This window comes from Propionibacterium australiense (assembly GCF_003666605.1).
In the GTDB taxonomy this organism is placed as follows: Bacteria; Actinomycetota; Actinomycetes; order Propionibacteriales; family Propionibacteriaceae; genus Propionibacterium; species Propionibacterium australiense.
On sequence record NZ_RCIV01000001.1, the window covers coordinates 226,115 to 239,022 of the forward strand.

The window sequence follows — 12,908 nt, forward strand, 5'->3', positions numbered from 1 at the left end:
CCAGTGACAGCGGCGGGCACCAGCTCGTGGACGGGCAGGACACGCCGGCGGCCGGTGCCGCTACGCTCGCCGCAGGTCCACCAGGAGCAGGGGCAGATCAGGAGGATCCCATGGCCGAGAAGTCGCTGACCGAGCGCCTCGGGGCATGGCTCGGTCTCGACGAGGACTGGCAGCGGCCGGTCCCGCGCGTCGACCGGCGCGATGCCGCCGTCGCTCTGGCCATGGCCGCCGCCCTGGCTCTCAACCTGGAGCTGCTGCGCGGCTACTTCCCGGCCGAGAGCATGGAGCCGCGGCCGCTCGAGTACGGCCTCATCGTGCTGCTGGCGCTGCCCCTGCTGTGGCGGCGGCGCTTCCCCCTCGCCTGCGCCGCGGCGGTCTTCGCCGTCTTCGTGGTGACAGGGCGGAACGCCTCGGAGGTGAACGCCCAGCTGGTCGGCAACATTCTGCTCTTCCTGGCCGTCTTCTCGGCGGCCTGCTGGGCCCGGAACCGCCGCGCCATGGTCGCGACCCTCGCGGCGATCGTGCTCGCCGATCTGCTCTGGCTCACCCTGGACTTCGCGGTGGGCCTCAGCGTCGAACGCGTCGTCGCGTCGATGGATGGCCCCGCGCACGGGCTGCTGAGCCCGGCCCTCTCGTACGGCATCTACGCCTATCTCATCAACATCGTCTTCTTCGTCTCCGCCTTCGTCTTCGGGACGAGCGCCTGGCGCAGGGCACGCCAGCAGGCGAGGCTGGCGGCCCAGGCCGCCCAGATCGCCCGGCAGTCCGAGCAGCTGCGCGACCAGGCGATCGTCGAGGAGCGCCTGCGCATCGCCCGCGAGCTGCACGACGTCGTCGCCCACCACGTCTCCGTGACGGGCGTGCAGGCCGCCGCGGCCAGGCGGGCCCTCGACAGGAGGCCCGAGCAGGCGGCCCGGGCGCTGGGCATGGTCGAGGAGTCCTCCCGCGAGGCCATCGGTCAGATGCGCGGGCTGCTCGGCGCGCTGCGCGGCGCGACCGGGCACGAGGACGACTCCCGCCAGTCCTCCCCCACCATCGCCCAGATCGCCGGGCTCACCACCGGCCGGCCCGATGACCTGCGGGTCGACTACGAGCTGCTGGAGTCGGCGCCCGGCGCCGCCGAGAACGTGCCCCTGCCGGTCGCGCTGTCGATCTACCGAACCGTCGAGGAGGCGCTGACGAACGTCCGGCGGCACTCCACAGCCCGGAGGGCCCAGGTGGTCGTGCGCGTCGCCGAACGCTACGTCGAGACCGAGATCCTCGACGCGGGACGGCCCGTGCCCGGCACCTCCGGCACCGGGCTGGGGCAGCTGGGCATGCGCGAACGCGCCGCCCGCCACCACGGCGAGGCCGAGATCGGCCCGCGCCCCACCGGGGGCTACCGCGTACGGGTCCGCCTGCCCCTCATGGAGTCATCATGATCCGTGTCCTTCTCGCCGACGACCAGAAACTGGTGCGCACCGGTTTCGACATGATCCTGTCCTTGGAGGACGACATCGAGGTGGTCGCCCAGGCCTGTGACGGCGCCCAGGCCGTCGAGCTGGCGCGCGCCGAGCGCCCCGACGTCATCCTCATGGACGTGCAGATGCCCGGCGTCGACGGCATCGAGGCCACCCGGACGGTCATCGGCGAGCAGCTCGCCAAGGTCATCATGGTCACCACCTTCGACCGGGACGACTACGTCTTCGAGGCCCTCGGGGCCGGCGCCTCGGGTTTCGTCCTGAAGAACGCCGACCCGGACGAGCTGGTCTCCGCAGTCCGTGCCGTGGCCCGGGGCGACGCGCTGCTCAGCCCCCAGGTGACGCTGCGCGTCATCCGCGCCATGGCGGCGCCGGACGCGAACACGCAGCCGCCGGCCGACCACCCCGAGCCGGCCGCACCGCTCCTGCCCGCCGCCGCCCAGGCCGGGGCCGCGGCGTACACGCCCGAGCTCACCGACCGTGAGACCGACGTGCTGCGCACCATCGCCAGGGGCCTGTCCAACGCCGAGATCGCCGCAGAGCTGTTCGTCTCGGAGGCGACCGTCAAGACCCACGTCTCGAATCTGCTGTCCAAGCTCGGCCTGCGCGACCGCGTGCAGGCCGTGGCCTGGGCCTTCCGGCACGGCCTGGCCGAGTGACCGGCCGACGAAGCCCCTGGGGCGGTGCCGGTAGGCCCGCCCCAGGGTAGCCGGTCACCGGGCAGTGTCCCAGACGAAGATCCGCCCGGCCAGCAGCCCCATGACGACGGTCCAGGCGATGCAGACGAGCGAGCCCCGTGCCAGCGGGTACTCCAGGGCGGTTCCCGCCAGGGCGGCCCGCAGCATGTCCCCGACATAGGTGTACGGCAGCGCCAGCCCGATGCGCTCGACCGCGGAGGGCATCATCCGATACGGCAGGAAGACACCGCACAGGAACAGCAGGCCCGGCGCCAGGAGTCCAGAGAGCGCCCCGACCAGTGCCGGATTGTCCGTCCTGGCGCCGATCAGCAGTCCCATCGACAGCGCGGACGCCGTGCACAGCACCACGGCCCACGCCAGCAGCAGGGGCGAGCCGTGGGACGAGCCGGTCAGGGCGGCCAGCGCGCAGATCAGGCCCGTCTCGACCCCGATCACGACGAGCCGGCCCGGCAGCTGCGCCCACAGGTACTGGCCGCGTGTCACCGGGGTCATGCCGAGGCTGCGCAGCACGCCGTCCCTGCGCAACTGCGCCATGGGCGCGGCGGTGCCCGTCAGCGCCAGCGACAGGACAGCGAAGATGAGCACCGCCGGCAGCCCGAAGTCCAGGGCGCTGATGCGTCCCCGGGGCTGGGGCAGGTCCGGCAGGAACAGGAACATCACGATGAACATCATCGGGAACGCCATCGCCAACCCGGTCACCATCCGATCGCGCAGCAGTTCCCTGACGCTCGCCCGGACGAGGGCCCGCATCTGCCTCATCGCGTCTCCCCGAGGGCGGGGTCGGCCGGTTCCCCACCGACCAGCCGCAGGAACACGTCGGCCAGTGACGGGCCGGCGGTCCTGATGCGTTCGGCCCGGACGGACTGCGAGCCCAGGACGGCGGCCCGGGTCCGGGCCACATCGGCGCTCACCAGCCGGACACTCGTCGTCTCGCCCACTCGCCGGGCCGAGGCCCACAGCACGCCCGGCAGCTCCTGCAGCACGGCGGGGCTGGCGAGAACCGGGGTCGTGAACGACAGGCTGCCCTGCCCGGCGTAGCCGTCCAGCAGCTCGCCGACGGTGCCCTCCGCGATGACGCGGCCCGCATCCAGGATCACGATGCGCTCGCACAACGCCTCGGCCTCGTCCATCATCTGGGTCGCCATGAGCACGGCGCCCCGGCCGGCACGCTGACGGATGACGTCCCAGGTCCGTTCACGGGCCAGCGGATCAAGCCCGACCGTCGGCTCGTCGAAGGCCACGACCTCGGTGTCGCCGACCAGCGCCAGGGCCAGCCGCAGTCTTTGCAGCTGACCGCCCGACAGGGTCCTGACCAGTGCCCGCCGCTTGTCGTCGAGCCCGACCATGGCGATGACCTCATCGGCCGGGCGCGGGCCCGGGTAGAACGACGCCCAGAGCTCGACGCTCTCCAGCACGGTCAGGTGCCTGAACAATGACGAACCCTGCGGTTGCAGGCTCACGTGCCGCGCGCACTCCGCGCGCTGCCGTACCGGCGACAGACCGCAAACCTCGATCCCGCCCTTGTCGAGGGTGCGCGCGCCCATGATCGACTCGATCAGCGTGGTCTTTCCTGCGCCATTGGCCCCCAGGATCCCTGAGCGTCTCGCCCGGGCGGACCTCGAGATCCACCGCGAACAGTGCGACGAGCTCCCCGTAGCGTTTCACCGCGCCGGTGACCCGGTCACTAGCGGAAGGGCTCATGCCGTCTGCCTCGACGCATGGACGACGCAGACCCTGTCGTCCTGTCACCTCCTCCGCCACCGCCTCATCCCTTCGGATGATCGTCCGCCCCGCCGGGCCCGCGATCTCGCCCCACAGGCCGATGCGGCGGCACGGCACGTTCCGCAAGGATGAGGGACATGAGTCGTACGATCCGCATCCTTGTCATCCTCGTCGTCGCAGTGGTGATCGGCGATTTCGCCCTGGCGGTCTCGCAGAACATCGGCGCCGGCGTCTGGCTGGCCCGCGGGCTGGGCACGGTGACCGCCGGCATCGTCGGCGGAGCGGGGTACTTCCTCGTCTTCGTGCGCGGCAGGCGGTCGGCTCTGCGAGCCGGGAGGTGACCACCGCCGGGCAGCGCTGACGACGCAGTTTCCGGCATTGATCCCCTCACCGCACGGCGGTGAGGGGATCAATGCCGTCGCCCTGCGCCCCGATCGGGTGCCCCCGCGCGGCCACCGTCTCATCCCTGCGACCGACCGCCCGTCCGCGGCGGGCCCGAGCTTTCGCTCGCAGGACCGATGCGCCGGCGCGGGCTCGCCGACAGGATTGAGCCATGTTCGAAACACGTCATCTCACCCGTCGGTTCGGTGACCTGGTCGCCGTCGACGACGTCAGCTTCCAGGTGCCCGACGGCGCGACCGTGGGCTTCATCGGCGGCAATGGCGCCGGCAAGACGACGACGATGCGCATGATCATGGGCCTGCTCGCCCCCGACGCCGGCGAGACCCTGTGGAACGGCGCCCCGATCACCGCCGCCGAGCGCCGCACGATCGGTTACATGCCCGAGGAGCGGGGCCTCTACCCCAAGCAGCAGGTGCTCGACCAGCTCGTCTACCTGGCCCGGCTGCGCGGGGCCACCGCCGCCGCGGCGCGGGCGGAGGCCATGCAGTTGCTCGAGGCCTTCGGCCTGGGCGAGCGCGTCAAGGAGAAGCTCGAGAAGCTCTCCCTCGGCAACCAGCAGCGCGTCCAGATCGCCGCCGCCGTCATGGCCGAGCCGGCCGCCCTCATCCTCGACGAGCCCTTCAGCGGCCTCGACCCCGACGCGGTCGACTCGCTCTCCGAGGTGCTGAGCACGCGCACCGCCGTCGGCGTGCCCCTGCTGTTCAGCTCCCACCAGCTCGACCTGGTCGAGCGGCTGTGCGACCGGCTCGTCATCCTCGCCCACGGACGGGTCGTGGCCGACGGCACCGGCGAGGAGCTGCGCAGCCGCGGCACCGCCAGGCACCGCCTCGTCATGGACACCGACACCGGCTGGGTGCGTGACATGGCCGGCCTGTCCGTCCTGGACGTGGACGGACCCAGGGCGCTGCTCGTCCTGGACGACGACGCGGCCCGCCGCGCCCTGCTGACCGAGGCCCTGGCCCGCGGCGAGGTGCGCGAGCTGGCCGAGATCCGCCCCACCCTTGCCGAGATCTACCGTGAGGTGACCCGATGAACACCAAGAACCTGTGGCTGACCGTCGCCGGCCACGAGATGTCCGTCAAGCTCCGCGACCGCAGCTTCATCATCTCGACCATCCTCACGCTCGCCGTCATCGCCGGCGGCCTGGGATTCGCCGCCTGGATGAACTCCCGGCAGCAGACCTTCACCGTCGTGACGACCGACACCGTCTCGGCCCAGGTCGCCCAGGCCATCGAACCGGTGGCCCAGGCCAACGGCTCCAACGCGCGGGTCGAGCACGTCCAGCTGGGCGACGAGGACGAGGCCCGCGCCCGGCTCGCCGATGACGACGACGCGGCCTGGCTGCACCGCACCGAGACCGGCTGGGTGCTCACCTTCGGTGGCTCCAGCGACAGCCAGTTGCTGTCGTACACCAGCACGGCCGTCTCACAGGGCGCCCTGACCGAGATCGCCGCCCAGGCCGGCCTGGGCGGGGAGCAGCTGGCCGCCGCCATGAGCGTCACGAGCGAGGAACTGGACCCGGATGCCGGTTTCACCATGCGGGGTTACATGGTCGGGCTCGCCTTCTCGGTGCTGTTCATGGCCTCCTCTCTCATGTTCGGCATGCAGATCGCCCAGTCGGTGACCGGTGAGAAGCAGTCCCGGGTCATCGAGATCCTGGCGGCCGCCGTGCCGACGCACCAGCTGCTGCTGGGCAAGATCGCCGGGAACACGCTCATGGCCCTGGCCCAGATGGCCCTCTACATGGCCGTCGGCCTCATCGGCCTGTCGCAGACCGACCTCGGCAGCTTCCTGCCGGGCCTGTCCGGCTCCATCGCCTGGTTCCTGGTCTTCTTCCTGGCCGGATTCCTCGCCCTGGCCTGCCTGTGGGCCGCGGCCGGCGCCCTGGCCAGCTCCCAGGAGGACTTGCAGCACACCTCCCAGCCGCTGACCTGGCTGCTCATGATCGTCTACGTCGTGGGCTTCGTCGTCCACGGCCAGGCACAGACCGTGCTGTCCTTCGTCCCCATCCTCTCCTGCGTCCTCATGCCGGCCCGCCTCGCCACCAGCGGGGTCCCCTGGTGGCAGGCCGTCGTCGCCCTGGCGATCAACCTGGCCTTCGTCCCGCTGGCGATCTGGGTGGGTTCGATGATCTACAACCGCTCACTGCTGCAGACCCACGGCCGGGTGAGCCTCAAGCAGGCACTCGGCCGGCAGGCCGCGTGATCGCAGCCCCGTCGTCGTGACCTGTTCGCACACCGCGAACAGGTCACGACGGTGTGCGGACCCTCTCACCCAGAGCAGACCCCACCCCTAGGATCAGTGGGGAGTTCGGCAATGAGGCGAACTCGTTTCATCATGCAATGAGGCAGGTGACCATGAGACCGAGAAGAACAAGAGCTCTCAAACCCCTGCTGGGCGGCTGTTTGCTCGCCCTGGCAGTCTCAGGCCTGACCGGCTGCGGGGGCGACGCTGGGGGTACCGACACCCTCACCTGGTTCATCAACCCCGACGGCGGTGGCGCATCCCCCACCGGCGGCGGGCAGGCCCAGCTGGCCGCCGAGTGCTCGAAGGCCTCCGGCGGCGCGTACACCATCCAGGTGGAGCAGCTGCCGAACGAGGCCACCGACCAGCGTGAGCAGCTGGTCCGGCGCCTGGCGGCGAACGACTCCGGCGTCGACATCATGAGCCTCGACCCAGTGGTCGTTCCCGAGTTCGCCGAGGCCGGCTATCTCGTGGACGTCCCCGAGCAGTACATCGAGGACTTCACCGATGACCGGGTGCAGGGCTCCCTGGACGCCTCCAAGTGGAACGACAAGCTCGTCGCGGCCCCCTTCTGGGCCAACACGCAGCTGCTGTGGTACCGCAAGTCCGTGGCCGCCGCGGCCGGCCTGGACATGACCAAGCCGGTCACCTTCGAGCAGATCATCGAGGCGGCCCAGGCGACGGACACGGACTTCGGGGTCCAGGCCAGACGCTACGAGGGCTACACCGTGCTCATCAACGCCCTGGTCGCCGGCGCGGGCGGGTCGATCGTGCAGAACGAGGGCGCCGCGGCCGAGGACACCCAGCTGGGGCTCGACACCCCCGAGGGCCGGCGGGCAGCCGAGATCATCCAGAAGCTGGCCACCTCCGGCGCGGTCGGCCCGGCCCTGTCGTCGATGAACGAGACCAATGCGCTCAACATGTTCCAGGACGAGGAGACCTCGGGCTTCATGCTCAACTGGCTCTACGTCTACGCGGCCATGAAGGAGAACGACCTGTCCTTCCTCGACGACATCGCCTGGACCACCTATCCTCAGGTCGATGCCGACAAGCAGGCCGCTCCGCCGTTCGGCGGCATCGAGCTGGGCGTCAACACGGCCTCGCGGAACAAGGACAAGGCCTGGCAGGCCATCTCCTGCATCACCAGCGCCGAACACCAGAAGGACTACATGCTCGGCACCGGTAACGCGGCCTCCCGCTCCTCGGTCTTCGACGACCCGGAGATCCAGGAGCAGTTCCCGATGGCCGACGTCTTCCGGGAGTCGCTGAACAACGCGGTGCAGCGCCCCCGCACCTCCTACTACGGTGACCTGTCCACCGCCGTCCAGCGCACCTGGTCGCCGCCCGAGCAAGTCGACCCGGCCAGCACCCCGGCCGAGTCCACCGAACTGATCATGAAAGTCCTGCGGGGAGAGGCCCTGCTATGAGCACCAACACTGTGGCAAAGCACCTGAGCGACCGGGCACGCGAGGAACGCAGACTCGGCTGGAGACTGGCCGGCCCGGCATTCATCATCATGGTCCTGGTCACCTTCTACCCGATCCTGCAGGCGGTCTACACCTCGCTGTTCAAGTACCGCCTCACCGACCCCGATCAGCGCGAGTTCGTCTTCCTGCGCAACTACGGGATCATCCTCACCGATCCGCTGTGGTGGCGGGCGTTCGGCACGACCACCTTCATCACCGTGGTGACCGTGGTCGTCGAGCTGGTGCTCGGTTTCGCCATCGCCCTGGCGATGGAGAAGGTCCTCTACGCGCGGGGTCTGCTGCGCACCATCGTGCTGATCCCCTACTCGATCATCACCGTCGTCTCGGCGTTCTCCTGGTTCTACGCCTTCGCGACCGACACCGGTTTCGTCGACCCGCTGCTCAACAAGCTGTCCTTCGGCCTGTTCCCCGCCGACTTCGACTGGTTCGGCGGGTTCTGGAGCGCGATGGTGCCGATCTGCGTCTCGGAGATCTGGAAGACCACGCCGTTCATGTCCCTGCTGCTGCTCGCCGGCCTGACCCAGATCGACAGCGCCATGGAGGAGGCCGCCGTCGTCGACGGCGCGACCTGGGGTGAGCGGCTGCGCAAGGTGATCCTGCCGAACATGAAGTCGCAGATCATGGTCGCGCTGCTGTTCCGCACCCTCGACGCCTTCAGGATCTTCGACAACATCTTCATCATGACCGCCGGCAGCCACGACACCGCGTCGCTGTCGCTGGTGGCCTACAACCAGACGATCTCCCGTACGGAGGTCGGGCTCGGCTCGGCCGTGTCCGTGCTGTTGTTCTGCTGTGTCGTCATCATCGCGGTGATCTTCGTCAAGGGCTTCCGCGTCGACCTGGCCGGCGGAAGGAAGTGAGCACCGATGAATCGTGAACTGTCCGGTAGCCAGAAGTTCTGGCAGATCGTCGCCTCGGTGGCGATCATCGTCTACACGGTCGTCCCGCTGCTGTGGATCTTCAACATGTCACTCAAGTCGACCGCCGACCGGGCCGACGGCAAGTTCTGGGCGCACAACCCGACGCTGGAGAACTACCAGCTCATCTTCACCGGCGGCGCCAAGGATCTCTTCCTGCCGGCGCTGCGCAATTCGATCGTTGTCGCCGTCGTCGCCACGCTCATCGCCGTGATCCTGGCGACCTTCTGCGCCTACGCGATCGCCCGTCTGGACTTCCCGGGCAAGCGGCTGATCCTCGGCACGGCCCTGACGGTGTCCTTCTTCCCCGTCATCTCCCTGGTCACGCCGCTGTTCGATCTGTGGCGGCGCATCCACCTGTTCGACACGATCCCCGGCCTGATCCTGCCCTACCTCGTGCTGACGCTGCCGCTGTCGATCTGGACGCTGTCGGCGTTCTTCCAGCAGATCCCCTGGGAGATGGAGCAGGCCGCCCAGGTCGACGGCGCCACGAGCTGGGAGGCATTCCGGAAGGTCATCGTCCCGCTCGCCGCCCCAGGTGTCTTCACGACCGCGATCATCGCCTTCTTCACGGCGTGGAACGACTTCGTCTTCGCCATGTCGCTGACCAGTGACCACGCCCGCACGGTCCCGGCGGCGCTGGCGTTCTTCACCGGCGCCAGCCAGTTCGAGTCGCCGACCGGCGCCATCTGCGCCGCCGGTGTCGTCGTGACCATCCCCGTCGTCCTGCTCGTCCTCTTCTTCCAGCGCCAGATCGTCTCCGGCCTCACCTCCGGCGCCGTCAAAGGCTGAACCCCTAGGAATTTGTCATGTCCCAGATCACTTTGAAAAACATCGTCAAGGAATACGGCGACGGCTTCAAGGCCGTCAACGACATCAGCCTGGACATCGCCGACGGCGAGTTCATGATCCTCGTCGGACCCTCCGGCTGCGGCAAGTCGACGACCCTGCGCATGATCGTCGGCCTGGAGGACATCACCGGTGGCGACCTGGAGATCAGCGGCAAGCGGGTGAACGACCTGGCGCCGAAGGACCGCAACCTGGCGATGGTCTTCCAGAACTACGCGCTCTACCCGCACCTGACCGTGCGCGAGAACATCGCCTTCCCGCTGCGGCTCGGCCGCAACAAGATGCCGCAGGAGGAGATCGACAGGCGCGTCAACGAGGCAGCCGAGATGCTCGAACTGACCGAGCACCTCGACCGCAAGCCGGCGAACCTGTCCGGTGGCCAGCGTCAGCGGGTGGCCATGGGTCGGGCGATCGTCCGGGACGCCGACGCCTTCCTCTTCGACGAGCCGCTCAGCAACCTGGACGCGAAGCTGCGCGGCCAGATGCGCACCGAGATCGCCCGCCTGCAGCGCAGGCTCGGCATCACGACGGTCTACGTCACCCACGACCAGACCGAGGCCATGACGCTGGGCGACCGGGTGGCCGTGATGCGCAAGGGCGTGCTGCAGCAGTGCGCGTCCCCGCGCGAGCTCTACGAGGAGCCGGTCAACCTCTTCGTCGCCGGGTTCATCGGCTCTCCCCCGATGAACTTCCTGCCGGCCAGGGTGCGTGACGGCCGTCTGGAGCTGCCGATGACGAGTGCGCCGATCCCCGAGCAGATCCGCGCCGACCTGGCGGGCAAGGACGTCGTCGTCGTGGGCCTGCGGCCCGAGGTGATCAAGGACGCCGATGTGCACACGCCCCCGGAGGGCGCCGTCGAGTTCTCCTCCGTCGTGGACGTCACCGAGTGGCTCGGCAATGAGCAGTACGCCTACATACCCTTCGCCTCGGACCCGGCCGTGCAGAACACCCTCGAGGAACTCGACCGGGACCTGGACGGTGAGGGCATGCGCACGCAGTTCATCGTCAACCTCGACCCGAGCTCGCGCATCCTGGAGGGTGAGGAGGCCTCGCTGTACTTCATGCCGGAGGACATGATGGTCTTCGACCCGGAGACCGGACGCAATCTCACCCGCGACGAGCAGCACGCGGCCGAGATCGCCGAGCGCTCCGAGGCGGCCCGCAAACGCGCACTCGAGAGGTCCAAGGCGAAGGCCGGGAAGTCCTGAGCCCGGTTTCGATGCCCTTCGGCGCCGGGCGCGCTAGCGTGGGCGGGAGAATCCGTCCGCGCGCGCCCGGTGCCGAAGGCGCCGCTGGATCAGTGGGTGCCGAAGGCGTCGCTGGATCAGTGGCTGCCGAAGGCATCGCTGGATCAGTGGGCGCCGAAGGGCGTCATCGCATCGGAGGGTTGAGACATGCTTCGTTGGCCGTTCGCCGAGCGGGAGCTGCGTGCCGGTGACCTCACCGCCCGGGTGCTGGACCCGGAACGCGACGCCGAGCCGCTGTGGGCCGCGCTGGCGTTCCCCGAGGTCTGGGCTTCGGCTCCCAGGGGCATGCCCGACGAGCCGGCCGATCTGGTCGCCAGACTCGGGCAGCGCGAGGACGGCCCTGAACGCATCACCTGGACCGCCAGTCTCGACGGTGTGGTCATCGGCACCTCGAGCCATTTCCGTCGCGGCGAGTGCGTCGAGCTGGGCGCCACCTATCTGTCGCCCAGCGTCTGGGGCACCGGGCTGCATCTGCGGCTGGTGCGCCTCATGATCCACGAGGCCCGGGCGAATGACTGCTCCGGTGTCATCACGCGCGCCGATGACGCCGACGAGCGGGCCAACAAGGCGATCCAGAAACTCGGTTTCGTCTTCGTCCACAAATCGGCCGAGCAGGGGCTTCGGGCCGACGGCACCAGGCGCATCAACCGGGTCTACCGGCTCGACAACGAGGAGGTCATCTAGGTGACCGGCGGCCGCTCCCGCCCCCTGACCGTTCCGATCCCGGCGCCAGATAAAACACCCTCTACAAAACCCGGGGCTTGACAGTCCGCAGACCCGTGGTGTCACGATCTTTCACTCGGATCGGGGAGCCCCATACACGTCGGCCGAATACATTGAATTCATGACCGACCGTGGGATTCTCCCGTCCGTGGGGGCGGACCGGTAGCTGCTATGACAATGCCGCCGCCGAGTCCTTCAACGCGATACTGAAAAAGAACTCACCAACCACAAGGTTTGCCCGACCCGTCAGCACGCAGCTCGGGACGTGACAGCCTGGACCAGGCTGCGATACAATCACAAACGTCTCCACTCAGCCATCGATTACCAGACCCCCAACCAAATCGACACCGAATGGAGACAACACCACAAGGCAGTCTAAAACCAACCATTAACCACTGTCCGAAAAACCTATATCACTCCATCGTCGGGCGCCTACCCTTCAGTGGCCGCTGGTTGGCCCGCAACAGCCCTGCTCGCCGCGTGCCCAGCCACGGCACCACGCTGCTCGGTGTCACCTACGCCATCGATTTCATCGCGGTGGACGACTTGGGACGGACCGCACCGACCAAAGGATGACGTACCTATCTCGCGACCGAGCCGCCGGAGATCTTTTACGCCTATGGGCAGCCGGTTCTATCCCCCGTCGACGGCACCGTGGTCGCGCTCCACGACGGCGAGATCGACCATGAGGCCCGTCGATCCCAACTAGCCCTCCTACCGTACATGTTAAGCCAAGGGTCACGCCTTCGCGAAGGCGTCGGTGCGATAGCAGGCAATTACATAATTATCTCGCCGCACGGCTCCGACTACTACGTGGGTATCGTGCATCTGCAGCGAGGTTCACTGTGCGTCAAGCCTGGGGACGCCGTCCGAGTGGGCCAGCAGTTGGCCTCGTGTGGCAACACCGGCAACTCGACCCAGCCCCACATCCACATTCAAGTCATGGACAGCCTGGACCTCAAACAGGCACATGGCGTCCCCCTGTTGTTCGACCAGTTCGAGCAATGGGAACCGGGAGTTCCCACTTCACGACTGATCGAGAAGAGCGTTCCGAGTGAGAACTGCATCGCCGCGCCCTGCTGACAACCTCCCAGAAAGAGAGATCCCGTATCCGGCATCCACCCTCCGCCTCGCAACGGCGACTCTCACGATCGTCCTC

The 12,908-nt window shown here is 68.5% G+C and carries 14 protein-coding genes and 2 pseudogenes; 14 read left to right on the forward strand and 2 right to left on the reverse strand.

Features of this window, described 5'->3' with window-relative positions; translation table 11 throughout:
* Positions 1-110: 110 nt before the first annotated feature.
* Both D9T14_RS01025 and D9T14_RS01030 read left to right on the forward strand, forming a co-directional pair.
* Positions 111-1,421 carry a sensor histidine kinase gene (locus tag D9T14_RS01025; RefSeq protein ID WP_170175737.1) on the forward strand — a complete coding sequence of 437 codons (1,311 nt, stop codon included), beginning with the start codon at positions 111-113 and terminating at the stop codon, positions 1,419-1,421.
* Positions 1,418-2,119, forward strand: coding sequence for a response regulator (locus D9T14_RS01030; RefSeq protein WP_119161087.1), 702 nt, complete (start codon positions 1,418-1,420; stop codon positions 2,117-2,119). The genes D9T14_RS01025 and D9T14_RS01030 overlap by 4 nt, the downstream gene beginning before the upstream one ends.
* Positions 2,120-2,173: 54 nt before the next feature.
* Here D9T14_RS01030 and D9T14_RS01035 read toward each other — a convergent pair whose 3' ends face one another.
* Together D9T14_RS01035 and D9T14_RS01040 are read right to left on the reverse strand one after the other, a co-directional pair.
* Complete coding sequence (locus D9T14_RS01035) at positions 2,174-2,917, reverse strand: ABC transporter permease (protein ID WP_119161086.1); 744 nt, start codon at positions 2,915-2,917, stop codon at positions 2,174-2,176.
* Positions 2,914-3,783 (reverse strand): ABC transporter ATP-binding protein, encoded by an 870-nt coding sequence (locus D9T14_RS01040; RefSeq protein WP_119161085.1) that lies wholly within the window; start codon positions 3,781-3,783, stop codon positions 2,914-2,916. The genes D9T14_RS01035 and D9T14_RS01040 overlap by 4 nt, the downstream gene beginning before the upstream one ends.
* Positions 3,784-4,017: 234 nt before the next feature.
* Here D9T14_RS01040 and D9T14_RS01045 point away from each other — a divergent pair, with 234 nt between their 5' ends.
* The 12 genes and pseudogenes from D9T14_RS01045 to D9T14_RS14075 all read left to right on the forward strand — a co-directional run bounded on the left by D9T14_RS01045 (position 4,018) and on the right by D9T14_RS14075 (position 12,832).
* Positions 4,018-4,221: a hypothetical protein gene (locus D9T14_RS01045; protein ID WP_119161083.1), complete on the forward strand. Its 204-nt coding sequence runs from the start codon at positions 4,018-4,020 to the stop codon at positions 4,219-4,221.
* A 212-nt stretch (positions 4,222-4,433) separates the two neighbouring features.
* A complete protein-coding gene (locus D9T14_RS01050; RefSeq protein WP_119161082.1) occupies positions 4,434-5,315 on the forward strand; it encodes an ABC transporter ATP-binding protein in 882 nt (293 codons plus the stop codon).
* Positions 5,312-6,487 (forward strand): ABC transporter permease, encoded by a 1,176-nt coding sequence (locus tag D9T14_RS01055; protein ID WP_119161081.1) that lies wholly within the window; start codon positions 5,312-5,314, stop codon positions 6,485-6,487. Before D9T14_RS01050 ends, D9T14_RS01055 begins: the two co-directional genes overlap by 4 nt.
* Positions 6,488-6,639: 152 nt before the next feature.
* A complete protein-coding gene (locus D9T14_RS01060; RefSeq protein WP_119161144.1) occupies positions 6,640-7,953 on the forward strand; it encodes an extracellular solute-binding protein in 1,314 nt (437 codons plus the stop codon).
* On the forward strand, positions 7,950-8,873 hold the full coding sequence (locus tag D9T14_RS01065; protein ID WP_119161080.1) for a carbohydrate ABC transporter permease: 924 nt from the start codon (positions 7,950-7,952) through the stop codon (positions 8,871-8,873). Before D9T14_RS01060 ends, D9T14_RS01065 begins: the two co-directional genes overlap by 4 nt.
* Before the next feature lie 6 nt (positions 8,874-8,879).
* Positions 8,880-9,722 carry a carbohydrate ABC transporter permease gene (locus tag D9T14_RS01070; protein WP_119161079.1) on the forward strand — a complete coding sequence of 281 codons (843 nt, stop codon included), beginning with the start codon at positions 8,880-8,882 and terminating at the stop codon, positions 9,720-9,722.
* A gap of 17 nt (positions 9,723-9,739) precedes the next feature.
* Positions 9,740-10,987, forward strand: coding sequence for an ABC transporter ATP-binding protein (locus D9T14_RS01075; RefSeq protein WP_119161078.1), 1,248 nt, complete (start codon positions 9,740-9,742; stop codon positions 10,985-10,987).
* Positions 10,988-11,173: 186 nt separating this feature from the next.
* Positions 11,174-11,710, forward strand: coding sequence for a GNAT family N-acetyltransferase (locus D9T14_RS01080; RefSeq protein ID WP_119161077.1), 537 nt, complete (start codon positions 11,174-11,176; stop codon positions 11,708-11,710).
* 262 nt (positions 11,711-11,972) lie between these two features.
* Positions 11,973-12,128: pseudogene (locus D9T14_RS14395) on the forward strand (hypothetical protein); the annotation flags it as partial.
* A complete protein-coding gene (locus D9T14_RS13820) occupies positions 12,101-12,325 on the forward strand; it encodes a hypothetical protein (RefSeq protein WP_197720566.1) in 225 nt (74 codons plus the stop codon). The pseudogene D9T14_RS14395 and the gene D9T14_RS13820, both read left to right, overlap by 28 nt.
* A 147-nt stretch (positions 12,326-12,472) precedes the next feature.
* Positions 12,473-12,685, forward strand: a pseudogene (locus D9T14_RS14400) (M23 family metallopeptidase); the annotation flags it as partial.
* Between the two features lie 6 nt (positions 12,686-12,691).
* Positions 12,692-12,832, forward strand: a complete 141-nt coding sequence (locus tag D9T14_RS14075) for a hypothetical protein (RefSeq protein WP_232012302.1) — start codon at positions 12,692-12,694, stop codon at positions 12,830-12,832.
* Positions 12,833-12,908: the final 76 nt, after the last annotated feature.